The 26,078-nt window shown below is 64.6% G+C and carries 24 protein-coding genes; 11 read left to right on the forward strand and 13 right to left on the reverse strand.

What is annotated here, in order from left to right; all coding sequences use genetic code 11:
* Positions 1–110: 110 nt before the first annotated feature.
* Positions 111–2,189 (reverse strand): PhoX family phosphatase, encoded by a 2,079-nt coding sequence (locus tag H290_RS0111330; RefSeq protein WP_020106920.1) that lies wholly within the window; start codon positions 2,187–2,189, stop codon positions 111–113.
* Positions 2,190–2,316: 127 nt separating this feature from the next.
* Here H290_RS0111330 and H290_RS0111335 point away from each other — a divergent pair, with 127 nt between their 5' ends.
* The 3 genes from H290_RS0111335 to H290_RS0111345 all read left to right on the forward strand — a co-directional run bounded on the left by H290_RS0111335 (position 2,317) and on the right by H290_RS0111345 (position 6,251).
* Positions 2,317–3,747 carry an NAD(P)/FAD-dependent oxidoreductase gene (locus tag H290_RS0111335; protein ID WP_020106921.1) on the forward strand — a complete coding sequence of 477 codons (1,431 nt, stop codon included), beginning with the start codon at positions 2,317–2,319 and terminating at the stop codon, positions 3,745–3,747.
* A gap of 21 nt (positions 3,748–3,768) precedes the next feature.
* Positions 3,769–4,563: an LLM class F420-dependent oxidoreductase gene (locus H290_RS0111340; protein ID WP_020106922.1), complete on the forward strand. Its 795-nt coding sequence runs from the start codon at positions 3,769–3,771 to the stop codon at positions 4,561–4,563.
* 143 nt (positions 4,564–4,706) lie between these two features.
* Entirely contained in the window at positions 4,707–6,251 is a 1,545-nt protein-coding gene (locus tag H290_RS0111345) for a hypothetical protein (protein WP_020106923.1), read from the forward strand.
* A gap of 310 nt (positions 6,252–6,561) precedes the next feature.
* Here the strand turns inward: H290_RS0111345 and H290_RS0111350 are convergent, their stop codons facing one another.
* The gene (locus tag H290_RS0111350; RefSeq protein WP_051121970.1) at positions 6,562–7,464 is read right to left on the reverse strand and encodes an alpha/beta hydrolase; all 903 of its coding nucleotides are present in this window, start codon (positions 7,462–7,464) and stop codon (positions 6,562–6,564) included.
* 93 nt (positions 7,465–7,557) lie between these two features.
* On the opposite strand from H290_RS0111350, the gene H290_RS0111355 reads away from it, so the two are divergent.
* Positions 7,558–8,859, forward strand: coding sequence for a TrpB-like pyridoxal phosphate-dependent enzyme (locus H290_RS0111355; protein ID WP_020106925.1), 1,302 nt, complete (start codon positions 7,558–7,560; stop codon positions 8,857–8,859).
* A 79-nt stretch (positions 8,860–8,938) separates the two neighbouring features.
* Here H290_RS0111355 and H290_RS0111360 read toward each other — a convergent pair whose 3' ends face one another.
* The 5 genes from H290_RS0111360 to H290_RS0111380 form a co-directional block, all read right to left on the reverse strand.
* A complete protein-coding gene (locus tag H290_RS0111360) occupies positions 8,939–9,970 on the reverse strand; it encodes an alcohol dehydrogenase catalytic domain-containing protein (RefSeq protein ID WP_028463063.1) in 1,032 nt (343 codons plus the stop codon).
* Positions 9,971–9,983: 13 nt separating this feature from the next.
* Positions 9,984–11,375, reverse strand: a complete 1,392-nt coding sequence (locus H290_RS0111365; RefSeq protein ID WP_020106927.1) for an SRPBCC family protein — start codon at positions 11,373–11,375, stop codon at positions 9,984–9,986.
* Positions 11,372–11,677, reverse strand: coding sequence for a hypothetical protein (locus H290_RS0111370; protein ID WP_051121971.1), 306 nt, complete (start codon positions 11,675–11,677; stop codon positions 11,372–11,374). Before H290_RS0111370 ends, H290_RS0111365 begins: the two co-directional genes overlap by 4 nt.
* Positions 11,678–11,823: 146 nt before the next feature.
* Positions 11,824–12,570 (reverse strand): ThuA domain-containing protein, encoded by a 747-nt coding sequence (locus H290_RS0111375; RefSeq protein WP_020106929.1) that lies wholly within the window; start codon positions 12,568–12,570, stop codon positions 11,824–11,826.
* A gap of 76 nt (positions 12,571–12,646) precedes the next feature.
* Entirely contained in the window at positions 12,647–13,441 is a 795-nt protein-coding gene (locus H290_RS0111380) for a TetR/AcrR family transcriptional regulator (protein ID WP_020106930.1), read from the reverse strand.
* 103 nt (positions 13,442–13,544) lie between these two features.
* On the opposite strand from H290_RS0111380, the gene H290_RS0111385 reads away from it, so the two are divergent.
* From H290_RS0111385 to H290_RS0111405, 5 genes are all read left to right on the forward strand, one after another.
* Positions 13,545–14,204: a TetR/AcrR family transcriptional regulator gene (locus H290_RS0111385; RefSeq protein WP_020106931.1), complete on the forward strand. Its 660-nt coding sequence runs from the start codon at positions 13,545–13,547 to the stop codon at positions 14,202–14,204.
* A gap of 109 nt (positions 14,205–14,313) precedes the next feature.
* Complete coding sequence (locus tag H290_RS0111390; RefSeq protein ID WP_020106932.1) at positions 14,314–15,021, forward strand: histidine phosphatase family protein; 708 nt, start codon at positions 14,314–14,316, stop codon at positions 15,019–15,021.
* Between the two features lie 44 nt (positions 15,022–15,065).
* The gene (locus tag H290_RS0111395; RefSeq protein ID WP_020106933.1) at positions 15,066–15,827 is read left to right on the forward strand and encodes an SDR family NAD(P)-dependent oxidoreductase; all 762 of its coding nucleotides are present in this window, start codon (positions 15,066–15,068) and stop codon (positions 15,825–15,827) included.
* A 7-nt stretch (positions 15,828–15,834) separates the two neighbouring features.
* Positions 15,835–17,235 (forward strand): dihydrolipoyl dehydrogenase, encoded by a 1,401-nt coding sequence (gene lpdA, locus H290_RS0111400; RefSeq protein WP_020106934.1) that lies wholly within the window; start codon positions 15,835–15,837, stop codon positions 17,233–17,235.
* A 29-nt stretch (positions 17,236–17,264) separates the two neighbouring features.
* A complete protein-coding gene (locus H290_RS0111405) occupies positions 17,265–18,044 on the forward strand; it encodes a ThuA domain-containing protein (RefSeq protein ID WP_020106935.1) in 780 nt (259 codons plus the stop codon).
* Between the two features lie 102 nt (positions 18,045–18,146).
* On the opposite strand, the gene H290_RS0111410 is transcribed toward H290_RS0111405, so the two are convergent.
* Positions 18,147–18,923 carry an SDR family NAD(P)-dependent oxidoreductase gene (locus tag H290_RS0111410; RefSeq protein ID WP_020106936.1) on the reverse strand — a complete coding sequence of 259 codons (777 nt, stop codon included), beginning with the start codon at positions 18,921–18,923 and terminating at the stop codon, positions 18,147–18,149.
* Positions 18,924–19,083: 160 nt separating this feature from the next.
* Here H290_RS0111410 and H290_RS0111415 point away from each other — a divergent pair, with 160 nt between their 5' ends.
* Both H290_RS0111415 and H290_RS0111420 read left to right on the forward strand, forming a co-directional pair.
* Positions 19,084–20,808: a PEP-utilizing enzyme gene (locus H290_RS0111415; protein ID WP_020106937.1), complete on the forward strand. Its 1,725-nt coding sequence runs from the start codon at positions 19,084–19,086 to the stop codon at positions 20,806–20,808.
* Positions 20,805–21,821, forward strand: a complete 1,017-nt coding sequence (locus tag H290_RS0111420) for an NADP-dependent oxidoreductase (protein ID WP_369758817.1) — start codon at positions 20,805–20,807, stop codon at positions 21,819–21,821. Before H290_RS0111415 ends, H290_RS0111420 begins: the two co-directional genes overlap by 4 nt.
* Positions 21,822–21,933: 112 nt before the next feature.
* Here the strand turns inward: H290_RS0111420 and H290_RS0111425 are convergent, their stop codons facing one another.
* The 5 genes from H290_RS0111425 to H290_RS0111445 form a co-directional block, all read right to left on the reverse strand.
* The gene (locus H290_RS0111425) at positions 21,934–22,728 is read right to left on the reverse strand and encodes a maleylpyruvate isomerase family mycothiol-dependent enzyme (RefSeq protein WP_020106939.1); all 795 of its coding nucleotides are present in this window, start codon (positions 22,726–22,728) and stop codon (positions 21,934–21,936) included.
* Positions 22,729–22,832: 104 nt separating this feature from the next.
* On the reverse strand, positions 22,833–22,967 hold the full coding sequence (locus H290_RS31940) for a hypothetical protein (protein ID WP_020106940.1): 135 nt from the start codon (positions 22,965–22,967) through the stop codon (positions 22,833–22,835).
* A 104-nt stretch (positions 22,968–23,071) separates the two neighbouring features.
* A complete protein-coding gene (locus H290_RS0111435; RefSeq protein ID WP_020106941.1) occupies positions 23,072–23,701 on the reverse strand; it encodes a histidine phosphatase family protein in 630 nt (209 codons plus the stop codon).
* Complete coding sequence (locus H290_RS0111440; protein WP_020106942.1) at positions 23,698–24,297, reverse strand: histidine phosphatase family protein; 600 nt, start codon at positions 24,295–24,297, stop codon at positions 23,698–23,700. Before H290_RS0111440 ends, H290_RS0111435 begins: the two co-directional genes overlap by 4 nt.
* Positions 24,298–24,328: 31 nt before the next feature.
* Positions 24,329–25,870: an AMP-binding protein gene (locus H290_RS0111445; protein WP_020106943.1), complete on the reverse strand. Its 1,542-nt coding sequence runs from the start codon at positions 25,868–25,870 to the stop codon at positions 24,329–24,331.
* Positions 25,871–26,078 lie beyond the last annotated feature (208 nt).

The raw sequence follows: 26,078 nt of genomic DNA on the forward strand, positions 1-26,078 counted from the left end.
AGATCCCTCCCCGTCGGATCCCTGGAAACGTAACCTATTGCGGCCCGCGTGGATAGGTTTCGTGACCACTGTTTCCGGAAACTCGACCGCCCCCTGGCCTGACGGCGGTCTCAGGTGCCGATCTGACCGCCGGACTTCCACACCGACACCACTGCCGGACGGGGCTGGCTGTCGCCACCATCGGGCCAATGCGAGTAGGGCCTGTCGGCCGAGTATTCGTCCTCTTCGCCGGGATGCTGAACACACACGATGACCCGGTCGGTTCCGATGATCGGGCCACAGGTCTCGGCTGCGCGTGGCACGGTGAGAAATTGCTTTGTCTCACCGCGGTTCTCACCTTCCAGTGCGACCGCGAACAGACCGTCGTTGTTGCCGAGTGCATTTCCGTCGGTGGATACCCACAGGTTGCCGTGGGGATCGAAGGCTACGTTGTCGGGGCAGGAGATCGGACTGACCTGGGTTTTGTCGAAGCCACCGTAGTAGGTGTCGGCGGCCGCGGGGTCGCCACAGACGAGCAGTAGATCCCACGTGAAGTCGGTGCCCGCGTGGTTGTCGGTGATCTCGATGATCTGGCCGTTCTTGTTCTCGTTGCGCGGGTTCGGTTCATCGGCCGCGGCCTCACCCTCGGTGCCACGGTCGTCGTTGTTGGTCAGTGCGCAGTACACCTTGCCGGTCAGCGGATGTGCCTCGATGTCCTCGGGGCGGTCCATCTTGGTCGGGTTGACCTTGTCGGCGGCCTGCCGGGTGAACACCGCGACCTCTTCGGCGGTCATCCCGTCGACGCGAGATTGGGCGCCGTCGTCAGTGACCGTCAGCAGCGGGAACCACGCGCCGGTACCGGCGAAGGATCCGGAAGACGGGAGCTTTCCGCTGCCGTCGATCTGATCTGGTTCGTTACCGGTCAATTGGGCGACATACAGGGTGCCCGTGGTCAGGATGCTCATGTTGTGCTGCATCGCCGCGGCGCCGGGACCCGGCTGAATCTTCTTGTCGGAAACGAACTTGTAGATGTACTCGAACTTCTGGTCGTCGCCGGTGTAGGCGACCACGGTGCCGTCGTCGGTGACATAGATGTTGGCGCCTTCATGCTTGAGGCGGCCCATCGAGGAGTGTTTTACCGGCGTGGAGGTCGGATCGTGGGGGTTGACCTCCACGATATAGCCGAATCGGTTGCCCTCGTTGGGTTCTGAAGCCAGGTCGAAACGGGTCTCGTATCGGCCCCACTGGTGGTGGTCGTCCTCGTCGTCGAAGCCGTAGCGATCGAGACGTTCCTTGGCGACGGGTTCGGTGACCGATGCGGCGCCGGTGAAGTAGTTGTTGAAGTTCTCCTCACCGGAGACCATCGTGCCCCACGGTGTCAGGCCTCCGGAACAGTTGCCGATCGTGCCGAGAATTGTGGTACCGGCAGGATCTGCGGCAGTCTTCACGAACTCGCTCCCCGCCGCCGGACCGGTGAGGGTGAACGGGCTCATCGCGGTCAGCCGGCGGTTGCGGTCACCGACCACGGGTGTCAGCTTGCCTGAACCGTTTTCGCTGCTCACCTCGACAACCGTGATCCCGTGTGCCGCCATCGAGACCCGGGCCTGCTGCTCGGTGGGTTCCTTTGGTTTGTAGCCCTTGAACATGAACTCTTCGGTTGTGTACTCCTGGTTGACCACCAGATAGAAATTCCCGGCCTGCCCGTCGATGGGGATCAGTCCGGCAAAATCGTTGTTGAATCCGAACTGCTTCTCCTGCGCTTCGGCGGTCTGGTTGTCGAAGTCGAACTCCGGGGCACCGGGCACTACCGGTTCGCCCCACTTGATGACCACCGCCTGCTCGTAGCCGGCCGGAATCAACAGGGCGTCTTCGGTATTCGGTGCAACCGGCTGGAAGTTCATTCCGACGGTTCCGCCGGCCGCGCCGGTGTCACCGGCACCAGAGGTGCTGTTGCCGCCGGCCGACGATCCACTGTCGTCGCCGCAGGCGGCCAGGGCCGAGGTGGCGCCGACCGCAACCACCGCGGCCGCCGAACCCCGCAAGATGGAGCGTCGCGAAATGGCGCCCCGCGCGATGTCACGAAAGTAGGTGTTGGTGCTGGTGTTGGGCGGTTCGTGCCGGCAGGCGTCGCCACACTTGTATCGGCAGGTGATGAACGAACGTGCGGACGCGCCCTGGTGTTTGTCGATGATTGTGAGCGGAATACGCACCGCAGATCCCCCCGGTAGACAGAAGTCGAGCAACCGGTCGAACGTTAGGCGGAACAACCAACCGGCACCCGAACCCGCGATGAATCAGCGGTTAAGTTCTGCACTCCGGGGTCTACCGTTGTGGGCTATGGGATCAGGCGGGTATGACGCGGTGGTGGTCGGCTCGGGTCCGAACGGTTTGTCCGCCGCACTGACCCTGGCCAAGACAGGCCGTAAGGTGCTGGTGCTCGAGTCGCAACCCACGATCGGGGGCGGAACCCGGACGGCTGAATTGACCGAACCGGGCTTTCTTCACGACGTGTGTTCGGTGGTCCACCCGACCGGGATGGCATCGCCGGCATTCAATTCGATGGACCTGTCCCGGCACGGCCTGCAGTGGCTCGTACCCGAGATCGGTCTCTCGCATGTGTTCGGTGACGGCACCGCGTTGCCGCTGTACACCGACCTGGCACGTAGCGCGCAGTTCCTCGGCCGCGACGCCCGGGCGTGGTCGGCAACCCTGGGGTACCTGGCCGCGCATTCTGACGCGCTGATCTCCGACTTCTTCGGGCCGTTTCGGATTCCGCGGCACCCGTTGCCCGCCGCCCGTTTTGGTCCGCAGGCGCTGCTGAGCGCGGATCTGTTCAACCGGATCGCTTTTCGGGATCCGCGGACGCGCACAGTGTTCTCGGCGATCGCCACGCATGTGGTCCGGCCACCTGATGCGATCGCGACGGCAGCTGTGGGTCTGCTGCTCGGGATGCTGATCCACGCCGGCGGCTGGCCACTGGCGCGCGGCGGCAGTCAGTCGATCGCCGATGCGCTCGCCGCCGGACTCCGGGAACTCGGCGGACACGTCGAGACCGATCACCCGGTCTACAAATTCGAGGATCTGCCGGATGCGCCGGTGAAGCTCTTCGACATCGATCCCCGGCAGTTCGCAGCGGTCATGGGCGATCGGCTGCCGGCCCGGTATCGCCGCCGGCTCGGGAGGTTTCGCTTCGGCCCCGGCACGTTCAAGGTCGACTACGCCTTGTCCGAACCCATCCCGTGGGCCGATCCCCACACCGGATCCTCGGTCACCTTCCACATCGCGGAGAGCGACCAACAGATCAGGGAGAACGAGAAAGACGTGCAGGCCGGTCGGATCCCCAAACGTCCGAACCTGATCGGTGGCACACCGTCCGTGTTGGACCCGACAAGAGCGCCGAACGGCAAGCACGTGGCCTGGGCGTACTGCCATGTACCACACGGCAGCGACGTCGACATGACGGAAGTGGTGGAGGCAGAGATCGAGCGGTGCGCACCGGGTTTTCGGGACGTCGTGATCGCTCGGCACACGATGACCGCGAAGCAGTATTCGGTATACAACCCGAATTATGTAGGCGGTGATATCAATTCGGGCATTTCGGATCTGCGGCAGCAGTTCACCAGGCCGGTGGCTGCCCGGGTGCCGTATGCAACGCCGGTACCCGGAGTCTTTTTGTGTTCCGCGTCGACCCCGCCGGGTGGGGGCGTCCATGGAATGTGCGGGAAATACGCGGCGGAAGCCGCGATAGCCCAGGAGAATTCAGGCTGACTCTCAGGCAGACTGGGATTCATGACCACACCCATTCAGATCGCCGTTCAGCTTCAGCCCCAGCACGCCACCTACTCCGACATCCGCGACGCGGTCCTTCGGTCCGAAGACGCCGGCGTCGACATCGCGTTCAACTGGGACCATTTCTTCCCGCTGTACGGCGAACCCGACGGTGCGCACTTCGAGTGCTGGACGATGCTCGGTGCCTGGGCGGAACAGACGTCGAACATCCAGATCGGTGCGCTCGTCACCTGTAACAGCTACCGCAATCCGGAACTGCTCGCGGATATGGCACGCACGGTCGACCACATCTCGGATGGACGGCTCATCCTCGGAATCGGATCAGGCTGGTTTGAACGTGACTACAGCGAGTACGGATACGAGTTCGGCACCGCGGGCGGTCGGCTCGATGCGCTCGGCGAGGCGCTGCCCCGGATCAAAGACCGGTTCGGGAAACTCAACCCGGCCCCCACCCGCGAGATCCCGATCCTGATCGGTGACGGCGGTGAGAAGAAGACCCTGAAGTACGTCGCCCAACATGCGCACTACTGGCATTCGTTTGTCGATGTCGAGACCTACCGTCACAAAGCCCAGGTCCTGGCCGATCATTGCGCAGCGGTCGGCCGCGATCCCAGTGAGATCGTCCGATCCAGCGAGCTGGCCAACAAGGGGACGCTCGACGAAACCATCTCTTTGGCGGACAGTCTGGTCGCCGAGGGCGTGACACTGTTCACCGTTGGGTTGAACGGCCCGGACTACGATCTGTCGCTGGTCACCGAGCTGTGTGCCTGGCGAGATAAGCGCAACGGCGCGTAGCGTCCACGTTTCGGCGAGAATTCACCCACTCGGATGAACTACGGGTGGGTGAATTTCGGCGATAATGGTCGCTGTACGTCCGATCCGTGTTCCATCCAGGCCTGTCGGGGGGCCCGGCGAGTCAGGCAGCGAGGTGAGATGCGATGACCTATTGGTCGACATCGCAGAACCGTCTGCTGCCCGAAGCCGAGTTCGTCGCCGCCATCGGACACGCGATCCAGGCCGTCGCGCCGCCCGGGGCCAACGGGGCGAAGATCCGATTCAGCTTCGCCGGAACCGCCACCCGCTACACGCTCACCTACTTCGGTCAGGTCCCGCCGACCCCGGTCCCGGCGCCGCCGGTTGCATTGGATCTGGCCCGAGATCTGCGGGTCGGGCGCTATCAGGCCGGCCACGACGCGGCGCTGATCCTCGAGATCACGCTGAGTGCGGCACCGCCGGTGGTTCGGTTCGACCACGGGGAGATGGGTCCGATCGACCCTGGGCTGATCTTCGATCCCGACTCCTATCGGGACGATCTGCTCCGATATCCGCGGGCCGCACCGCAGTGGTTGATCGACTATGTCGGTGGAATGCCATTGGCCCAGTTGCTGTCCGGGACGTATTTCCCATTTCCGAACCCGGAATCGGTGCCGTCCCACGCGACCGACGCCGGCGCGGCGGTTGCCATCGCTCTCGACTTCATTCGCGTCCGGCGCATCGACTTCGTCGGACACAATCTGTATTCCCTGACTGCGCAACGCATTCAGGCCGGATGGCGGGTTTTCACCCAGGTGCCCGCCGATCCGTCCCGGGCCGGTGGCCAGATGCGGCTGATCTTCCTCGTCGCCGATGACGGTGTCGTCGAGATACCCACGCCGGCGATGACTCCCGACGCGAATGAGATGGCCTTCACCCAACGGGCTTTCCAGCGCGCTCATCTGGCGAGCCAGATACCGTCGGCCCCCACTCCGGTGCACCACGGCGGCGTTGCGGTCGCCAGTCGAGGCGAACCCGAGTCCACCGCGGATATCCCGGGTGCCCGCGAGGCCCAGACGGCTCGGGACAACCTCTGGCGCAGTGTCGGGAACCTGTACGAGTCGCTACTCTCCCCGACCGACACGGACGGGGTGCTCTGGCCGGGCGGAACGCGGGCCTACCGGGCGGTGCGACGTGAGCGGACCACCCTGATCGCCACCGACGGATTGTCGGCACCGAGCCTGACCGGCGGCGGAAAGATCACCGCATACGGTCCGGTACCCGGGGGTTCGATGCTCGGTGTCGGCGCGGAGTTCTTCCTCGAGTCGATCGATCCCGGACTCCGGCCCGACGAGAGTGCCCGTGAGCATTGGCTTTTCGCGGTGTTGTCGGCGGTTGCGGAACGGACGGCCACCGACGGTTCTGATTTTGTCGGGTCGATCACCGGGGCACCCGACGCCGTCTATGTCGAACTACCCGGTATCACCGGCCCCCGGGAGTGGCTGGTGAACAACACGGCCGGCGTTCTCCTCAGCAACAAGGGCTGGGGTGCGCCGAGCGGATTCGACACTCCGCTAGGGCGCGTCGGGCTGATCACGGTGACCATTCTTCGTGCCAGCGAATCGGTGACCACGTCCGCCTGGCCATCGGCGGCGGGCGAGATCTTCCGTCAGCTGTCCGCCCGCCGGATCGGCCACTACTTCGACCCGGACCGGGCCGCGATCTACTGAGCCCACCGACAGTAGCCAATACCACCCGACCATCCGTCGACCGTGCCGAAAACGCCGCCCACCGTGCCCAAATCGCCGTCGGATCGGCACGCTCGACGGTCGGATCGGCACGCTCGACGGCGCCTCTCCGGATCGGTCAGCTACGACAGGTCCGCGGCGGCGCGCCGGACCGTCACCGGCGTGCCGCATGCCCTGGATGACGCCGATCGTCTCGTAGTGAACGGTTTCGTCCTCAAGCAGTTCGGATCCCTTGATCACCGCGACTTCTCGGTTCTCGCCACCACTTCGACCCGTACCCGGCCGCGATCTATTAGCAGTGTTCGCCGGAACGCAGCGCGGTCTGCAGGGCACTGGTCTGGGCGGCCCGGAAATCCTTGGAGACGCGCGCCCGGGCGACTGCGTCGAAGCCGTGGAAGGCCCCCGGAATCACCGTCAACGTGCAGGGCACCCCGGCTGCCTCCAGCCGCTCGGCATAGGTCCGGCCTTCTTCGAGGAAAAGGTCGAGTGACCCGACGCCGATCCAGGCCGGGGCCAGTCCGCTCAGATCGGCGCGTCGGGCCGGGACCGCGTCTTCTGGCGAGGCATCACCGATGTAGCTCTCCCAGCCGAATCGGTTGCTCTTCGCGTCCCACAGTCGATGGTTCGGATCGGGCGTCACCGAGCGGTCGTCGAGCATCGGATAGACCAGCAACTGCAGGACCGGGGTGACTTCACCGCGGTCGTGGGCAAAGGCCGCGACAGTCGCGGCCAGTCCGCCACCGGCGCTCGCACCACCGACCACGATCCGGTCGGAATCGACCTCGGGTCGTTCGGCAAGCCATCGGAGTGCGGCGTAGCAGTCCTCCGCGGGGATGGGATAGGGGTTCTCGGGGGCCAGCCGGTACTCGACAGATGCGACGGTGGCGCCCACCGCGTCGGCGAAATGCCTGCACGTGGCATCGTCCTGCGCGGCGGTGCCGATCACCATGCCGCCGCCGTGGATCCACAGGATCGCCGGCCCCGGAACAGCGGTCGGTGTGGTCGGCCGGAACAACCGCACACTCACACCGGGAGCAACGTGGTGGACGGTTGCGGTGGAACTGCCGCGGATCCGCTTGGACAGCCTGCGGATCACCGGCACGGTCCGGGGCGTGACCACTCGCTGGGGTATGAACAGCGAGGGCAAGCGCAGGTCAGGGTGGAATACGTGGCGATTACGAATGCGTTTGATCATCACCACGGATGCTAGCCGGGTATCGCCGCCACCTGTCCCGGAATCGGCGTAACCCGGGTGACGGTGCCGGGGGGACGACCTACAGTCGTGTGCATGACCATTGACACCCCTGAGGTCACTGCCGACCTGACAATCGTCGACGTCCCGACACACTGGTACAACCTGGCAGCGGAGTTGCCCGAGCCGATCCCGCCGCATCTGCATCCCGGGACCAAGGAGCCGGTCGGCCCCGACGATCTTGCGCCGCTGTTCCCGGCGGGACTCATCGCGCAGGAGGTGTCCTCGGAGACCTACATCGAGATTCCCGAGCCGGTCCGCGAGATCTACAAGATGTGGCGGCCATCGCCGCTGATCCGTGCGCGTCGCTTCGAGGAGGCGCTGAACACCAGGGCGCGGATCTACGTGAAATACGAGGGTGTCAGCCCGGTCGGCAGCCACAAGACCAACTCGGCAGTGGCACAGGCGTACTACAACTCCGTGGACGGTGTCACCCGTCTGACCACCGAGACCGGCGCCGGGCAGTGGGGTAGCGCACTGGCGTTCGCGGGCGCGCTGTTCGGAATCGACGTCGAGGTGTGGCAGGTGCGCGCCTCGTACGAGTCGAAGCCATACCGCGGCCATCTCATCGAAACCTACGGTGGAACGCTGCATTCGAGCCCCTCGGAGCTGACCGAGGCCGGCCGCGCGATCCTGAAGGCAACCCCCGACACCACCGGCAGCCTCGGCATGGCGGTCAGTGAGGCGGTCGAAGCGGCGGTGAAGGATCCCGGCGCCAGGTACGCGCTCGGTAGCGTCCTCAATCACGTTGTGCTGCATCAGAGTGTCATCGGTCAGGAAGCCGTCGATCAGCTGGCCCTGGTGGAGGCCGGTGGCGCCGACTACGTCTTCGGCTGTGCCGGAGGCGGATCCAACCTCGCCGGCCTGGCGTTCCCATTCATCCGCGAGCTGATCCATGGGCGGTCGAACCCGAAGATCATCGCCGCCGAGCCGTCCGCCTGCCCATCGATCACCCAGGGCGAATACCGTTATGACCACGGCGATGTCGCGGGTCTGACGCCGCTGCTCAAGATGCACACGCTGGGTATGGATTTCGTGCCCGACCCCATCCACGCCGGCGGCCTGCGCTACCACGGGATGTCGCCGGCCTTGAGCCACACCGTCGAACTCGGCTACGTCGACGGCGTTGCGATCGAACAGAAGGACGCGTTCGCTGCCGGTGTCCTCTTCGCTCGCACACAGGGCATCGTTCCGGCCCCGGAATCCACTCACGCGATCGCGGCCGCCGTCGACCGCGTCCGTGATTCGGATACCGAAGAGGTCGTCGTCATCGGCCTCAGCGGCCACGGTCAACTGGACCTGCCGGCCTACAAGGCATACCTCGACGGAGATATGTAACTCCGAAAGTGGTGGGTTCTGGTGAGCGTTCTCGCAGGTCAGGCTCTCCAGAACCCACCACTTTGGGGATCGCGCGGGGCTATCTGGTCGGAACGACCACTGCCCGTCCGCGGATCTCACCGGCGTGGAGTCGTTCATACGCAACGGGTGCGTCGGCCATCGAGAATTCTTCCACCGCGATCTCGATCGCGCCCCGACGGGCCAACTCGACGACCTCGATCAGTTCTGCTCGGGTACCCCAGTTGACCACGCGCACAGACACATCGAACGGGACGGTGAGGTAGCCGACGGGCACCGCACCGGTGCTGACGCCGATCATGACTATCTCGCCGGCAACCGCGACGGACGACTGCGCGAGCGCCGCCGTCGGTTCGGCCCCGACGAAGTCGAAGACCACGTCGGCTCCACGCCCATCGGTGAGTTCCCGAATGCGGGCGGCTGCGTCGGCATCCGACGCGAAGGCATGGTCGGCACCGAGTTCCAGAGCGTGTTCGATGCTCGCCGGATTGATGTCCACGGCGATGATCGAGGCCTGTGTCAGGGCCTTGAGGAGCTGGACACCCACATGACCCAGGCCGCCGACGCCGATCACCAGCGCCGTGGTCCCGGGTATCAACCGCGAGATCGACGGTTTGACCGCGTGGTACGGCGTCAGTCCCGCGTCCGTGAGCGACACACTCGGGATCGGGTCGAGATCGCCCAGCGGAACCAGATGCCGGACGTCGTCGACGATCAGGTATTCCGCCATCGTGCCGGGACGATGGATACCCGGTGCGGAAATGCCTTTGACGCAGTTGTTTTCACTGCCCTGAGCACACGAGTGGCAGACCCCGCAGCCCCACGGTCCGTAGACGAGCACCGCGTCGCCGACCTCGACTCCGGTCGTGCCGGGTCCGAGCTCGGCGACCACTCCCGCGCCCTCGTGTCCGAGGGTCAGCGGCAGCGGCGCGAATACATACTGATCCGCGGGTGTCGACATGATGAACTCGTCGGAGTGACAGGCTCCGGACGCGGTCATCTTCAGCAAGACCTCACCGGCTCCCGGCACCGGCCTGGCGATCTCGACCACCTCCGGGCGGGCTCCGAACTCGCGGTACTGCAAGGCCCTCATCGTCGGCATGGCGTCAGTCCGCTTCCTCGCCGATCCACTTCGCCAGCAGATGGTGGATGTGGCGGATCTTGACCTCCTGGTAGCGGGCCAGCGGCAGAGTCTTCGACTGCGCCGACTTCAAACCCTTGTGCACCTTGGGCATGTTGTAGGCGTCCTGATCGAACACCCGCGCCGAACTACCGAGGACGGTGGCCTCGATCCACGACTGATCCGGCTCGAGCCATTGCGTCTTCGCAGGCTTGGGCCGTTCACCCTTGAACGGGGCGAGCAGATATACGTCCATGATCGAGGTCTCGTGGTTGTCACCGTTGGGCCGGAACCGGTAGACGATGCGCTGGTACGCCCCCCACGGGTGAAAGTTCGGGAACACGGTGTAGTAGATGCTGTCGAGAGATTCGGCGTCGGACATGTTGTCGGCCTTGACATCTCCGATGATGTCGCGCAGACCCTCGCGAGCCAGCAGGCCAGACATCTCGCGGGCGGTGACACCGTCGGGCAGGGTCAGCATCGGATCCTCGTCGATGCGGGCGTCGACCATCGAGTCGAACATCTCCTGCTCCGTGGGGACGAAGTTGATGTGCGGGCTGGGCACCCCGTTGGCGGTGATGCCACGGTTGAAGTTGCCCCAGCTGTCGTACTGGCTGTTCGAGTCGCCGGTACCGATCACGCGCTGTGGATGCGTGGTGACCACGTGGAAGGCCTCGGAGAAGGCCTCCTGTGCGATCTTCCAGTTCGCCTGGATCACCTGGGCGACGTGAGCCTGGATGTACCGGTCCTCCAAAGGCCAAGCCTCGAAATGCTTTCCGAGGTCGCCGAGGAAGCTGTCGAGCGATTCGGACGCGGGATCCATGTTGATGAAGACGAAGCCACCCCAGGTGTCGACCTTGACCTGCGGCAGGTCCATCTTGCCCTTGTCGACCTGGGGGAAGTCCCACGCGCAGGTCATCGACTTCAGGGAACCGTCGAAGTTCCAGGCGAATCCGTGGAATGGGCAACGTATTATATCGCCTGCCGGTCCGTCTTCCTCCCGAAGCGTCCGGCCGCGATGCAGGCAGGAGTTGTAGAACGCCCGGATGGCCATGTCCTTGCCGCGGACGAGCAAGATCGACTTTTCGCAGATCTCGTACACCAGCGTGTCGCCGGGCTCGGGAATCTCTTCTTCACGGCAGGCCATCTGCCAGACCTTGTACCAGACCCGGTCACGTTCGAGCTCGTGATACTTGCGGCTGATGTAGCGCGAGACCGGTACGAAGTTCTGGTCTTCGTACAGCTCGTGCGATTCCTCGCGCAGGATGTCCGGGACCGGGTGGGTGTCGGTGTCCAGCAGTCGCTGGTAGCCCGTGCCGTTGTCGATGAAACCGGCATCAGCGGATTGGCCGGCCCGGCGCTCTTCGATGTTGGTCACAGTTTGCCTCCCTGTTCCAGCGCGATCGCGCGGGCGTCGTCTGCCATTTTGTGGGCCTGCATCTTCTTGAGCATTTTCGCTGCACCCATGAAGCGCCGGTTCTGGGTGATCGGGACCGGTTCTCGGGGACCGAGACCCACCCATCGGGCCAGCTCGGGGTCCACCGACTTCACTTCGCCGTGCAGGTATCGGCCCTCGGGATCGAAGGTCCCGGTTTTGCCGTCCTTGGTGGTCACCAGGACGTTGAAGTCTTCGTCGAACTCGTAGATTGCGCGGCTCATCGGATGCTGGATCTGTCGCATCACGGTCTCCTTGTCGGCTGAGTTGGTCTTACTTGGTACCGAATGCACTAACTGTAGCAGCGAAAGGTGACCGCGAGCACAATTTTCTTTAGGTTGGCTCCAAAAACTAGCGCGACAAAGCGGAGCCGGGCGCGGGACGAGTGCCGTCAGCGCTTTCGGGCGGCCCATTCGAGCGCGCCGGCCACCAGGCGCCGGTAGGTGGGATCGGACAGCGTGGGAGCCTTGTCGCCCGGCTGCAGATACACCAATCGACTGCGTCCGTTGGTTTTCGTCCACCCGACGAGCTGGGAGCCCGGCCGGTGGTGCCAGCCCTCCCGCTCATCACGTCGGCCGGCCATCGCCAGCGCCGTCGACCAATGCACCGCGTCGGTCATCTCCGCGTCGGTTTGCAGCAGTGGTGTCACGTCGTCCTCGAAGACCTCACACAGGTAGGTCTCGTCGATCAGGTCGAACGTCGCGGGTAGGCCGGACACCACCGGATGGGAGGTGTCGAGGACAGATATCTGCTGCTCGACGGCATGGCGATAACCGGAATCGGGGCAATCAACGCCCCGGACGACTCCGGGCTGGTACAGATAGCGACCGCCGACGAACTCCGCCCACCCGTCCCACTGCGCCCAGGATGCGATGGCGTGGTGCAGCACCACATAGCCGTGCCCGGTCTCCGGTGCCGCGGCGACCGCTGCGCGGAGTGTGGCCGGCGGGTCCGACGGTGTGGGCAGCGTGCCGGGCATGTCGTAGTGCAGCGAGACGTCGAACGCCGCGAGGTCGTCCGGGCTCAGGTCGGCGTTCGGATGCTCGTGCCAGGTGACCTCGCCGGGCAGCGAATCCAGAAAATCGGCAAAGGCCGCGCGATCAAACGAGTGTCCGCCGGTGAAGGCCGCAATGCGCATGGCCGCTCTCCTGTCTGAGAAGTTCAACTGGTGTTGCAGTCAAGTTACTCGACAAGAGTGTCCGCGACGAGGGGGTTCAGCGACCTTCGATCATTTTCGAGCACACATCGGTGGTCGCCGATCGCAGCCGTGGCACCGAGATGTTGGAGAGTGGTCCGCCCTCGATGCGGAGCGGCTGGATGGCGATGGTGGTGGCGATCATCGTCCGCACTCGCAGCGAACGTGCTGCCTGTTGCGCGGCGGCCGACCGCTTGTTGGCCGGTGTCTCCTCAACGGGGAAGTAGTCGAACGCGCGGCGGATGTGGCGTTCCTCGTACTCCTTGGTGAGCAGTCGGGTGCCCGGGGTCGCACCACCGGCCATCTGCAGGAAGAGCATTCGCGCGGAATTGGGATGTTCGGCAGTCCAGTCCCAGACGGCGGACAATACGTCCTTGAACGAGTCGGCATCACCTGAGACATCGTCTGGGCGGGCTGCCTGGGCGGCCGCGGAGCTTGCGTCCATGGCATAGCCCAAGGCGCTCTCGAACAACTCTTCTTTGCTGGCGAAGTGGTAGTAGACGGCCGTTGGAACCATGCCGGCCTCCTCGGCGATCTCCTGGATCGAGGCCTCGGCGAAGCCCTTCTTCGAGAACACCCGGACCGCGGCCTTCACGATGAGATGTCGCCGTGAGGGCCGATGGGCCGAACCTTTGGTCGGGGTGGTCGGCTCGGCGGGTGGTGCGTCGTCGAGGTCCGGCTCAGGCGCGTCCGCGACCACCAGGGTTGGCGAGATGTCGTCGGCGGCGGGGGACGAGTCCCAGCCCAGCCGGTCGGGTTCGAGCCCGTCGGCTTCCGCGGTGACGTGTTCCGTACTGCTGCTTCGTCGTGGCACAGCGGTCCTTCCTCGGCCCTGGATCACTGGATTCACCCCAAAGTTACTCCTCCGGGCAGCTGGCGGGATCCGTGCCCGGCCGTTTGGTGTCATGATCTAGCCCATGGCAGGCAACGAAGTGACGTCTGGGCAGACCGGGGCGAAACGGAAATCGGCGACGGCACCGTCCGGCAAGGGGACGAAGCGGGCGGCGCACCGCCCGTCTCGCCGCGAGGTCGTGGTCGAGGCGGCCATGCATCTGTATTCGGTGCGGTCGATCGAGGACGTCACCGTCGCGGATATCGCCGCCGAGGCTCACATGACCTCGGCTGCGGTCTACTACCACTACCCCTCCAAGGATGAAGTCCTGCTCGGTGGACTCCGGTTGTATGCCAACGGACTCCTCGACGAGCTCCGGGCCGAACTCGCGAACGACCGGGACGCTCCGCTCGGTGACATCATCGTGCGACTGCTCGAGTGGACGGATCGGCACCGTGCGGCATCGCTGGTGTACTTCGTGCGTTCACCCGGGTGGAGTCTGTCGATCGAGGCCCTGCGTCGCGAGGTGCGGTTGGAGATGCTCAACCTCTTCTCTGACGAGTTGCGTACCCGAAACGGGATCACCGCGCGCGCCAAACAGGCCGCCGCCGCAACGGCATTGTCGAGTCTGCTCGAGGTGTCGGCCTCCTCGTGGCTCACCGAGGACGCGGTACTGGCCAACCTCGGGCGCCGAAAGTTCTCCGACGAGGTACGCGAACTGGCGGCCGACATCGGAAGTGTGTGATCCACATCGCTGGTGATTATCAGCAGTAACCCCACGCCCAGAGTGGTCTGACCAGGCAATTATCGAAAGTATCTTTAGACCAGCGACAGTTTGTGGTTGACTTGTCGTTGTGCTCAACCAGTCCCGCGCCCGGTCCATCGACCTCGACAACCCCTTCGCGCCGTTGACCGGGCTGTGTGAGTTGGTGTTGGTCCGTCACGGCGAACAGCAGCTCAGCAAAGAACTCAGTGCCGGCGAGACCGTCGACCCGCCGTTGTCCGAACTCGGTGAACGCCAGGTGCGTGCCGTTGCGCAACGCCTGGCCACCAAGCAAGTGGATGCGGTCTACAGCTCGCCACTGCGCCGAGCGCTGCGCACCGGCACCGAGATCGCGGACCAACACGGATTGGTACCGGTGGTTCGCGACGAACTGACCGAGTACGAACCGTGGCAGCGGTTTCCCGCCGACCAGTCACCCTTCGAGGTGCTGCCTCATGACGAGATCTCACAAATTTTCCGCGAACACATCCGGACTCGTCGCTACGAGGCGTTCCCCTACGCCGAAGACCCGATCGAGTTCCGCGCCCGCGTACTGGGCCAGATCGCCGCGATCGTCGACGATCACCTGGGCGAACGGGTGGTGGTGACCTGCCACGGTGGCGTCATCAACGCGGTGCTCGCCGACGCGCTCGGGAGTGGTTTCGACATGCCGGTCCGGGTTCACCACACCTCGCTGTCCGTGCTCCGCGGCGCAGACACCCGCCGGGCCGTCCAGTCTGTCAACGACTTTTCGCACGTACTTCCGTTCCAGACCCACGTCGGAGCGATGAATCTCTAGAAACCAGCTGGGTGTGAAAGCCCGGTTCATACAAAGGAGTCCCCATGGATCTCAACCTCAAAGGCAAACGAGCACTCGTCAGCGGAGCCAGCCGCGGCATCGGTCTGGCCATCGCCCGCACTCTGCTGGCCGAGGGTGCGTCGGTGGCCATCTGTGCTCGTGGTGCGGACCATCTCAATGAAATCGCCGCCGAACTATCCGAGCAGGGAACGGTCTTTCACAAAGCGTTCGACGTGGGTGACGCGGACGCAGTGACGTCGTTCGTAGGCGAGGCCGCAGAAGCGCTGGGTGGTCTCGACATCGTTGTGGTCAACGCTTCGGCGTCCACCGGCAAAGGCCCACAGTCGTGGGTGAACAGCTTCAACGTGGACCTGATGAGCTATGTGACATTCATCGAGTCGGCGAAACCCCATCTCGAAGCCAGTGAGGCGGCAGCGGTGGTCACGATCGCCACCACGTCGGCGCTCGAGGCAGGTCCCTTCACGACCGCCAACAGCTATGGTGCGTTGAAAGCCGCTGTGCTGCAGCATTCCTCGGCTCAGGCGCGGGCGCTCGGCCCGAAGGGCATCCGATTCAACGCGGTGTCGCCCGGCCCGATCTACTTCGATGGCGGCGACTGGGACAAGATCAAGACCAATCGACCGGAACTGTATGAGTCCACCCTGGCCGTCGCCTCGCTGGGCAAACTCGGCGCGGCCGAGGACATCGCAAATGCGGTGACGTTCTTGGCTTCTCCGGCCGCCGGCCACATCACCGGAACCAATCTGGTCGTCGACGGCGGATTCACCAACCGCTTCGATTTCTGAGATCGACATGGCGAGTGAGGTTACCGGCAGTGCCGACGTCCTGATCCTCGGTGGAGGTTCGGGTGGCTATGCGTGCGCGTTGCGGGCCGCGCAATTGGGTATGTCGGTCATCTTGATCGAAGCCGACAAACTCGGCGGAACCTGCCTGCACAACGGATGTATCCCGACCAAGGCGTTGCTCCACGCGGCCGAGGTTGCCGATTCTGTCCGCGAGGCACCGGGTTTCGGGGTCAAGGCGACCCTCGATGGTATCGACATGAGCGCGGTCAACAGCTATAAGAACGACGTCATCGCCGGTCTCTACCGCGGCTTGCAGGGGCTGGTCGCGTCGCGTGAGATCGAGCTCGTCAGCGGTCGTGGCCGTGTTGTCGGTGATCGCGTCGTCGAGGTCGAACTCGCCGATGGGGGGACTGCCACCTACCGTGGTGAAGCTCTGGTGCTGGCCACCGGCTCGGAGTCGAAATCCTTGCCCGGGCTCGAGATCGGTGGGCGGGTGATGACCAGCGATCGTGCACTGGAACTAGACAGCGTTCCCGATCGCGTGGTCGTGCTCGGCGGTGGAGTGATCGGGTGTGAGTTCGCCAGTGTCTGGTCCTCTCTCGGTGCGCACGTCACGATTGTCGAGGCGGCGCCGAATCTCCTTCCCACAGAGGATGTCTGGACCTCGAAACAGGTCGAACGTGCCTTCCGTAAACGTGGATTGGTGCTCCGGACGAAGACGGCCTTCGCCGCCGTCACCCAGGGCGATCAGGCGGGCGTCGACGTCGAACTCGCCGACGGCTCACACATCGAAGCCGACCTGATGCTCGTCGCGGTGGGTCGCGGTCCACGCACCGCGGACATGGGATTCGCCGAGGCCGGCATCGACATCGATCGTGGCTTCGTCGTCACCGATGAGTGGTTGCAGACCTCGGTTCCCGGTGTGTTCGCCGTGGGCGACATCGTCGCCGGACCGCAACTGGCACACCGAGGTTTCGCCCAGGGCATCCTCGTCGCCGAACAGCTGGCGGGGGTCGACTGTATGCCCATCGCCGACAAGGGAATTCCACGCGTCACGTACTCCAACCCCGAGGTCGCCTCGGTCGGTCTCACCGAGGCGGAGGCCGCTGCGGAATACGGCGAGGTGAGCACCGCGGTGTACGACCTGGGCGGCAACGGCAAGAGCCGGATCCTGCGTACCTCGGGCGGCGTGAAACTCGTGCGCCAGGGCGATGACGGGCCGGTGGTGGGTATCCACCTCGTCGGAGCGCGCGTCGGGGAACTCATCGGCGAAGCGCAACTGATCTACAACTGGGAGGCGACCGCCGCAGACGTGGCGCCGTTGATCCATGCCCATCCCACGCAGGCCGAGGCCCTGGGAGAAGCGCATCTGGCACTCGCGGGCAAGGCACTCCACGCGCACGGCTGACACGGCCGCCGTCGCAGAAAGAAGGAACAATGTCGGGACCAGCAGGCCGGCTCGACGCGGTCGTGGTGTGCGGTGGTCAGTGGCACGACTTCGATTACGCTCGGCTGCAGTTACTTTCGGCTCTCGGCGAGTACGAGAACGTCCGCACCAGGGTCTTCGAGGACTACAACTGCCTCGATGCCCTGGCATCGGCCGATCTGCTGATCACCTACACCTGCAATCGGGTGCCGGATGAAGTGCAGCAGAAGGCTTTGGCGGACTTCGTATCCGGTGGGGGCCGATGGCTGGCGCTGCACGGGACCAACTCCGCGATCGACCGGACACCTCCCGGTTCGGCGAGCAAGTACGTGACACCGCGAACTCTGGGAGATCTCCCCGAGGTTCTCGGCAGTCAATTCCTCGGACATCCGCCGATTGCCCCCTATCTCGTCGAAATCACTGCGCCCGAGCATCCATTTGTCGCCGGCGTCGAACCGTTCGAGGTCACCGACGAGCTCTACATCAGTGAGTTGCATCCACCCTTCGATGTCCTGGCGCACACCCGTTTCGTCGGTGAGTCAACAGGATTCGAAGAAGGCCACACGACGGTCGACGAGCCGAGACCGGTCTTGTACCTCAAGCAGCACGGCAGCGGAACGGTCTGCTACTTCACGCTCGGGCATTGCCGGGGACGCTTCGACGTGCAGGATCTGGGCATCGACGACCTCGGCAGGGTTGATCTCGGCAGCTGGGCCGTACCGGAGTTCCACACCATCCTGGGGCGCTGCCTGTCCTGGGCTGTCACCGGGGAGATCTCCCGGGCGGCCTAGAAGGTCTCACCTGAACTGAAAAGGTGGTCCACCGGTCCTTGGAGGGGTCGACCGGTGAACCACCTTCTTCTTTGCCCGCCGGTCGAAACCGGCGAGCGAGCATCAGTACGAGGCGGTGCCGCCGTCGACGCTGATCAGCGCACCGGTGATACCGGCGCCGGCGTCCGAGGCGAGCAGCATCGCCATGGCGGCGACTTCCTCGACGGTGTTGGGGCGTTTGAGGGCGGACTCCTCGGCGAACAGTGCCACCATCTCCTCGAACGACATCCCCATCGCCTTCGCGGTGTCGGGGCCGTTGTCCTTGATGATGTCCGTGATCACCAGGCCTGGGCAGATGGAGTTGACGGTGATGCCCTCGGTACCCACCTCGCGGGCGATGGACTTCGTCATCCCGTTGATCGCGTGCTTGGCGGCCACGTAGGCGGTGAACACCGGCTTGCCGTGCTTGCCCTCCACCGAGGAGATGTTGATGATCCGGCCGTATTTGTTCGGCAGCATGTGCTGCAAGGCGCGTCGAGTGGCCCAGAAATTCGAGTTGAGATTCCAGTTCATGACCAGAGTCCATTCCTCGTCCGTCAGGTTGACGGTGGGCTGGAGATCCTTTGCGCCACCGGCATTGTTGACCAGTACGTCGATCCGGCCGAACTTGGCCACGGTCTGCTCGATGAAGTCTTCGACATCGGCCTGCACGGTCACGTCACCGGCAAAGAACGCGGCGCGGTCACCGACACCGAATTCGGCCAGAGCTTTATCGCCCTTCTCCTTTGACCGACCGTTGAGAGACACCTTCGCGCCTTCTGCCAAAGCCGCCTCGGCGATGCCGCGACCGATTCCCTGGGTGCCGCCTGTGATGGCAACAACCTTGTCTTGCAGTTTCATCGAAGTTCTCCTCTACGATTTCAGGCTGGACCACAGACAAGTAACTTGTGATCGACTACAGTCTTGCATGTAGAGTGTCACATGTCACACACTAGTCAAGTCCGAATAAAGAAACTACCCATCGCGGCGCGATCGGTGAGAGCAGAGACGAGAAACACAAATGTCCGAACAGCGTTGGTTGGTCGACACCGATCCGAGCGACCGTCTCCCCGTCTACACACGGCTCAATGCGAGCGATGTCCTGTCGGACCCGATCACGCCCCTGGGCGCCGATCTCGGCTGGATCCAGAACATCCTTCCGGGATGGAACTTCGGTTACGCCAGCCTCGGTAGCTACTCCCTCGCGGAGAAGCCCGACGTGGCGGCGTCGTCCGGCATCTTCTACGGACACCTCTACATCAACCTGTCCATGTCGCGCCTGGTCGGCATCCGCGGCGGGATCCCGGTCGAACTCGTCGACCAGCTCTGGTACGGCGGCGACCCGAACATTCCGGCCTATGTCGGACACCCGGAAGACGAGAACGCCGATGCCAGTCGTCGGCTGGAATCGCGCAACGCCTGGGCGCTGTCGACCGAGACCTTCCCCGAACTCGAAGAAGACCGCACCCTCGCCGACCGGTTGCGCACCGAGCGGCCCGACCTGCGCTCGCTGACCCCGGCCGCGCTCGTCGCGCGGGCCCGCTCGGTGATGCCGCTCGAGCGGGTCGCGTGGCGCGGCGAGGTCGTTGCCACCAACTGCGCCGCGGTCGGCCCGGCGGTTCTCGGCCAGCTGCTCGGCGCCGAGCACCAGGACTTGATCGTCACCCTCGTGGGTGCGGCCGGCGATGTGGACTCGGCGTTGCCGTCCTACGCATTGTGGGAACTCGGCCGGATGGTGCGGGCCGACGAGAAGCTGATGGCCGCATTCGACGCCGGTGTGAAGGGTGTCGGAGACCGGATCGCGGGAGTCGATCCCAAATTCGACGACACGTTCGATCAGTTCATCCTCGACTTCGGCTACCGGGGACCCAACGAATGGGATCTCGGATCGGTGTCGTGGGAGACCCAGCCCGAGCTCGTATACGGGCTCATCGACCGTCTCCGGCTACAGGACGATGCGGCCTCACCAGGGGCGCGACTCTCCGACCATGCCGCGGCCACCGAGGCCGCGATGGCGCAGGCGGTTGCCATCGTGGGTGACGACGCCGAGGGGCAGGCCACCCTCACCGCAGCATTGGCATCGGCCCGCCGGTTCGCGGCGTGGCGCGAGCGGGCCAAGACCAACTGCATCAAGGTGATCCACGAGGCCCGGGTCCCACTTGTCGAACTCGGCCGCCGGTTGCATGCGGACGGTCATCTCGAATCGGCCGACCACGTGTTCATGGCCGTGGATGACGAACTCGACGCGCTGGCCAGCGCCCCGGAGTCGATGAAGGTCACGCTGGCCGAGCGCCACAAGGAATGGGAAGGGTTGTTCGGACTCGAACTGCCGACCTTCCTCGACGCACGGGAACCGCTGCCGCCGCTGTCGTCGCTGGGCCGCAAGGGTCAGACCGCGGTCGACGCCGTCAAGGTGGGCGATGTGTTGCAGGGTTCAGGTGCATCGCCGGGCATCACGCGTGGGCGCACGCGCGTGATCACCTCGATGGCAGCGCTGGACGAGTTCGAGGTCGGCGAGATTCTCGTGGCGCCGCAAACCGATCCGTCGTGGACACCGCTGTTCATGGTCTCCGGTGGCGCGATCACCGATGTCGGTGCGATGGGCTCGCATGCCATGATCGTCAGCCGTGAGCTCGGAATCGCTTGTGCTGCCGGTGTTCAGGCGGCCACGCGGCGTATCCCGAACGGCGCGCTCGTCGAGGTCGACGGGTCCAAGGGCACGGTCACGATCCTGGAACTGCCTTGAGTAGCGGCGTGATGACCACGACGCGGGCGGTCTTCCTGTCCGAGCGTCCTGCAGACGGCGATCCCGGTCCCGAGCATTTCGAGGTCCGGGACCTGGCGATTCCCGAGCGGACCAGCGGGCAGCTTCTCGTCCGCAATTTGTTCATGAGCGTTGATCCGTCGATGCGTGGACGCCTGGGCACTTCAGAAATGCACTACACCACCAATTTTCAGGTGGACGCGCCGCTCGACGGGTCCGCGCTGGGTGTGGTCGTTGAGGGCAACAGGGAGGTACCTGCCGGGTCATACGTCAGGCATCGACTCGGCTGGCGCGAACATGCGGTGGTCGACACCGCCGCGGCCACCGTGATCGACCCCCGCGGAATCGACTTGCACCACTGGCTCGGCGTGCTCGGCCAAACCGGGTTCACGGCCTACTGCGGGCTGGTACGTGCGGGTGAATTACGCAGCGGCGACGAGGTTTTTGTGTCCGCGGCCGCCGGAGCCGTGGGCAGTACGGCCGGCCAGTTCGCGAAACTTCTCGGCGCTTCGCGGGTGATCGGCAGCGCCGGAGGGGCGGAGAAGGCGTCGCTGTTGACCGGGCGCCTCGGCTTCGACGCGGGTATCGACTATCGCGCCCAGCCCATCGGGGCCGGTCTTCGCGAGGCGGCACCCGACGGAATCGATCTCTATTTCGACAATGTCGGCGGCGACCACCTGGTGGCAGCACTGACGGCGTTGCGATTGCGTGGACGCATCGCCCTGTGCGGCATGATCTCCAACGGCGGCCCGGACAGTCCGCCGATCGATCATCTGATGAACGCCATCCTGAAGCGGATCACCATCCGGGGGTTCATCGTTCGGGACCACGAGGACCTGCGCCCCGAGTTCGAAGACCGGGTCGCCGGCTGGCTTGACGCCGGTGAGCTGGTGGCCGAATCGACGATCTACGACGGCCTCGACAACGCGGTCGACGCCTTCCTGTCCATGCTCCGTGGCGGCAACGTCGGCAAGATGCTGGTCGGTCTCGGCTGAGACCGGCCCCTCCGGCAAATTCGCTCCACCTCCCTGCGTTCGATCCAGTTGCAACAGGATCACATGCAGGGAGGTGGAGCGAATTTTGCTGCGGCGGGCGCAGTGACGCGCGTCAGACGATGTCGACGGTGTCGAGCACGGTCTCGGCGTAGGCGGTGTCACCCTCGACTGTGACATGCTCGCGCCACGGTGATCGCGTGGTGCCCCAGAGGACAAAATCTGTTGCCGCTGAGGTGATCACGGTGTCGGCGATGGACAACCCGGGTTCGACGACCAGGAGGTCTGAGCCCGGCTTCAACGTCCACTCGCCACTGCCGGCGCCAGTCAGTCGCACGCCGAGCGGACGGTCGAGTACGCCGCTCACGGGCTTGCACATCTGTGGCAGGCCCGACCACATCCAGTCCACTGCGATGCGGACCAGATCGTCCTCGGGATCGGGTACCTCGCGGGTCACCGGCGCTTCCGGGCCGAGGAGGTCGACATACATGTGGCACCACATGTCGAAGGCGAAGGCATCCGAAAGTTGATGTGACTGATAGGTTCCCAGGTCGGTGAGCGTCATCGGCGTCGATGCCAGTTCGTCCTGCTGCAGTGCGTCGAGTACACCCATCGCGCCGTCGACACTGGCCAGGAACTCGTCTGCGACCTGGGTGGGTGTCCAGTCGCGGCGCACGTCGACGAGTCGATTCTGGAGCTCCTCGGCGGTCGTGGGCGGAGGGACGGAGGGGTCTTCCTCCGGGGGCTCAACCATGACCTTGAAGTTGGAACCGGTGTGAGCGACAAGGTCTTTCACGGACCAGCCGGCACAGCGGCTCGGAGCCTCCCACTCATCAGGTGTAAGGCTCCGTACCACGGTCGAATACCTGTCGGCGAGAATGCGACTTGCGGTCAGTCCGGCTTTGCTCATGGAGAGATCCCTCGAATCACCGGCGCGAACTGTGTGATCTGCGCCTCAGTTAATGGAAGTCAACCACCAAACAGGTATGACTGTCAAGTAACTGATCCCAACCATTACCTGCCGCCGACCGTGCCGAAAAACCCGCCGACCGTGCCGAAACCACCGCCGACCGTGCCCAAAACGCCGCCGACCGTGCCAATATCGCCGCCGACCGTGCCAAAGATCGATAATCCGAGCAGTTTTGGCACACTCGATGGTTGGTTCGGCACGCTCGGCGGTGATTTGGGCACGCTCGACGGTGGTGCGGGCGGTGATTTGGGCACGCTCGGCGGTGGCGCGGGTGGTGGGGGGATCACCGCAGGTGCGCGGTCTCGTTCACTGATTGGATGACACATCGCCCGGACCGCAGCACGGCGATACGACTCATCGATGTGTAGCCGGGGTTGAAGAAGAATGGAGATGGCGCCTGCAGGATGTCGGTGAGCAGAGTGTTGATCACGCCGCCGTGTGAGGCGATCACCGTGAGTTCTCCGGGTTTACGTGCAGCCGCTTCCAGGACCGCGGCGCGCATGCGCTCGGCGGCGGCGACTTTGTCGTAGTCCGGGATGAATTCGTCGTACCGGCCCTCGGCGAATGCTCGTCCGCGAGGAGTGTCGGCGATGGCCTCCGGTGTGGCGTATGTGGTGCGGTCGCTGTCCCATTCGCGTAGCCGTTTGTCCACGACAACGTCGAGTCCGTGCGGCCCGGCGGCGTACAGTGCCGTTTCATACGCGCGGCTGTAGTGACTCGAGACAACCTGTGCCACAGGTTCATTCCGGAGCCATTCACCCAGTCGTCGAGCCTGTTCGATGCCCTCGTCCCCGAGACCTGGATCGGCGACGCCGGAGGCGGCGGGCAGTCCGTGCCGCACCAGGATGATGGTGGTCGCGGCGGCGACGGTGTCATCGGTCGACACCGCTCGCGCATCGACCAATTCCGTCATGCGAACACCGTGCCGCGCAGGTGGGCGGTGTCGTTGATGCAGTCGACGATGGTCACACCCGAATCGAGCCGCCGCAGCCGGGCCACCGACGTGTAGGCGGGGTTGTGCCAGAACGTCTTCGGCATCTCGAGGACGTCGGCGATGGTGGCATTGATGATTCCACCATGGGCGACCGCAACGATGCGGCCGGAACCGTACTTGTCGATGATCTGCTCGAATGCCGACCGTGCCCGCGCCCGGAACTTGGGGAGGTTGAGGGCCGGCACATAGTCCTCGAAACGACCATCGATCACAGCACGCAGTCTGGGATCGTCGGGACCCATGTCCTCCAGGGCCACGTAGTCTTCCGGGCTGATGTCGTCGTCCCATTCGCGGAGGTCCTCGAGAACGAGATCGACCTCCCGATCAAGGCCGGCGGCAATGGTTTCGGCGGTTTGCAGAGCCCTTGCCAGGGGACTCGCGACGATGGCGTCGATGTGCTCATGACGCAACCAGGTGGCGAGCTTCTCGGCGTCCGCGATGCCCTCGGGCGCCAACTCCGGATTACGCACCCCCGAGACGGGCTGGCCGTGCCGAACGAACAGGACCTCGATCATGTGTGCCTTTCAGGGGGGCGGGTGCCGGACTTCAGCCGGCGATGGTGCGGTCGGTGCTCCAATACGGAGCCCGCAAAGCCTTCTTGTCGAGCTTGCCCATGACGTTGCGGGTCAGTTCATCGACCACGACGTACTTCTTCGGGCATTTGTACGACGCCATCGACTGCTTCGCGAATGCGGCGAGATCGTCGATGTCGAGGGTGCCACCGGGAGCGGGAACCACCAGGGCGAGTAGGGCTTCGCCGAGATCGGCATCGGGCACGCCGATGACCGCGACCTCGGCGACGCCGGGATGGGTCGACAGCACTCGCTCGCTCTCGGCGGGATAGAGGTTGACGCCACCGGACACCACCATGTCGGCGATCCGGTCGGTGATGAAGACGTAGCCGTCCTCGTCGACGTATCCGACATCGCCGAGTGTGGCGACACCGGGGAGAATGTATGCGGAAGCGGTCTTCTCGGGATCCGAGTGGTAGACGACGCTGCGGTCGGGTGGTGTCCGGAACCCGAGAACACCCACATTGCCGCGTTCGAGCTCGGTGCCGTCGCTGCCGACGACGATCGCCTCGAAGGGCGGTACCGCGCGTCCGACAGACCGGGGATGCGCGAGCCATTCCGTCGAGTCGATCTTGCAGACGGTACCGATCTCGCTGCCACCGTATGACTCGATCAGGACCGGACCGAACCAGTCGATCATCGCCCGCTTGACGTCCGGCGGGCAGGCCGAGCCGGTGTGCGCCACATACTGCAGACTCGTGACGCTGTACCTGCCACGCACCTCATCCGGAAGTGCCAGGAGCCGCTGGAAATGCGTCGGCACCATCAGAGTGGACGTGACGGCGTACTCCTCGATGAGCGCGAGGACACGCTCGGCGTCGAAACGACCGAGGACCACCACGGGCTGACCGGACAGCAGATGCCGGATGGAGGTCAGTGGCCCGTTGTGCTGCAACGGACCCACCACCAGGTGCGTTCCGGTGGGATAGCCGGAGCGGGCGGCGACCCGGGCGGCGAAATCGTCGGCGCTATCCGACTGACCGGGCAACCAGCGGACCTCGGTGCCCCGCGCCCGCCCGGTGGTACCGGAGGTGTAGACCAGCGGAGGTCGTGCGGGTCGCTCGGTCGGTGGGGGTCCGGCCGGAGCGCCGGGAGCGACGATCTGCGACCACGGCGTCACGTCGGCCGTGCCGTCAGTGTTGTGGGCGATGACCGCGCGTAATCCGGCCTTCTGGGCGGCGGCTCGGGCAGCGTCCAGGCCTGCGGGCCCTGTCACAATCGCGACGGACCTGGAGTCGAGTAACTGGTCGGCCATCTCGTCGGCCTTCAGCTGGCGGGAGACGGCGACCGTCCCGACGCCGCGGGCGATGGCGGCCGTGTGGGCGAGGAGGGTTTCGATCGAGTTCTCGCCGACCACTGCCACGCGTTCATCGGGATCGGCGGCGAGTGCCAGCAGGCTCTGACCGAGGGCATCGAGAGTATTTACGACATCACCCCAGGTCATGGTGGTGTGGTCGTCCACGAGGGCGACGCCGGTGGGGTCGACCGTTGCACGGTCTCGAATGCGGTCGAGCATCGGCTCAGTCCTCCAAAGTGTCCACGTAGAGCCCTATCGTGCGATTTACTGGACATCAAGTCAAGTAACACAGCAAGCTTGGGTCAATTGTTTAGTAACTTTATAGTGATTCTACTTACATTGGGCTACTGTTGTGGTCCATACTGAAGAACAAATCAACAAAGTCAGTCGATCTCCGTCGCTGCCTTGCCCAGACCAGAGAAGAGGT

The sequence above is a fragment of the Nocardia sp. 348MFTsu5.1 genome (assembly GCF_000383535.1).
In the GTDB taxonomy this organism is placed as follows: Bacteria; Actinomycetota; Actinomycetes; order Mycobacteriales; family Mycobacteriaceae; genus Williamsia; species Williamsia faeni.

What these genes read in the sequence shown, in the direction of transcription:
- H290_RS0111335 (WP_020106921.1), top strand. Translation starts at nt 2,317, where the DNA reads ATGGGATCAGGCGGGTATGACGCGGTGGTGGTCGGCTCGGGTCCGAAC.
- H290_RS0111340 (WP_020106922.1), top strand. Translation starts at nt 3,769, where the DNA reads ATGACCACACCCATTCAGATCGCCGTTCAGCTTCAGCCCCAGCACGCC.
- H290_RS0111345 (WP_020106923.1), top strand. Translation starts at nt 4,707, where the DNA reads ATGACCTATTGGTCGACATCGCAGAACCGTCTGCTGCCCGAAGCCGAG.
- H290_RS0111350 (WP_051121970.1), bottom strand. Translation starts at nt 7,464, where the DNA reads ATGATCAAACGCATTCGTAATCGCCACGTATTCCACCCTGACCTGCGC.
- H290_RS0111355 (WP_020106925.1), top strand. Translation starts at nt 7,558, where the DNA reads ATGACCATTGACACCCCTGAGGTCACTGCCGACCTGACAATCGTCGAC.
- H290_RS0111360 (WP_028463063.1), bottom strand. Translation starts at nt 9,970, where the DNA reads ATGAGGGCCTTGCAGTACCGCGAGTTCGGAGCCCGCCCGGAGGTGGTC.
- H290_RS0111370 (WP_051121971.1), bottom strand. Translation starts at nt 11,677, where the DNA reads ATGCGACAGATCCAGCATCCGATGAGCCGCGCAATCTACGAGTTCGAC.
- H290_RS0111375 (WP_020106929.1), bottom strand. Translation starts at nt 12,570, where the DNA reads ATGCGCATTGCGGCCTTCACCGGCGGACACTCGTTTGATCGCGCGGCC.
- H290_RS0111385 (WP_020106931.1), top strand. Translation starts at nt 13,545, where the DNA reads ATGGCAGGCAACGAAGTGACGTCTGGGCAGACCGGGGCGAAACGGAAA.
- H290_RS0111395 (WP_020106933.1), top strand. Translation starts at nt 15,066, where the DNA reads ATGGATCTCAACCTCAAAGGCAAACGAGCACTCGTCAGCGGAGCCAGC.
- lpdA (WP_020106934.1), top strand. Translation starts at nt 15,835, where the DNA reads ATGGCGAGTGAGGTTACCGGCAGTGCCGACGTCCTGATCCTCGGTGGA.
- H290_RS0111405 (WP_020106935.1), top strand. Translation starts at nt 17,265, where the DNA reads ATGTCGGGACCAGCAGGCCGGCTCGACGCGGTCGTGGTGTGCGGTGGT.
- H290_RS0111410 (WP_020106936.1), bottom strand. Translation starts at nt 18,923, where the DNA reads ATGAAACTGCAAGACAAGGTTGTTGCCATCACAGGCGGCACCCAGGGA.
- H290_RS0111415 (WP_020106937.1), top strand. Translation starts at nt 19,084, where the DNA reads ATGTCCGAACAGCGTTGGTTGGTCGACACCGATCCGAGCGACCGTCTC.
- H290_RS0111425 (WP_020106939.1), bottom strand. Translation starts at nt 22,728, where the DNA reads ATGAGCAAAGCCGGACTGACCGCAAGTCGCATTCTCGCCGACAGGTAT.
- H290_RS0111435 (WP_020106941.1), bottom strand. Translation starts at nt 23,701, where the DNA reads ATGACGGAATTGGTCGATGCGCGAGCGGTGTCGACCGATGACACCGTC.
- H290_RS0111440 (WP_020106942.1), bottom strand. Translation starts at nt 24,297, where the DNA reads ATGATCGAGGTCCTGTTCGTTCGGCACGGCCAGCCCGTCTCGGGGGTG.
- H290_RS0111445 (WP_020106943.1), bottom strand. Translation starts at nt 25,870, where the DNA reads ATGCTCGACCGCATTCGAGACCGTGCAACGGTCGACCCCACCGGCGTC.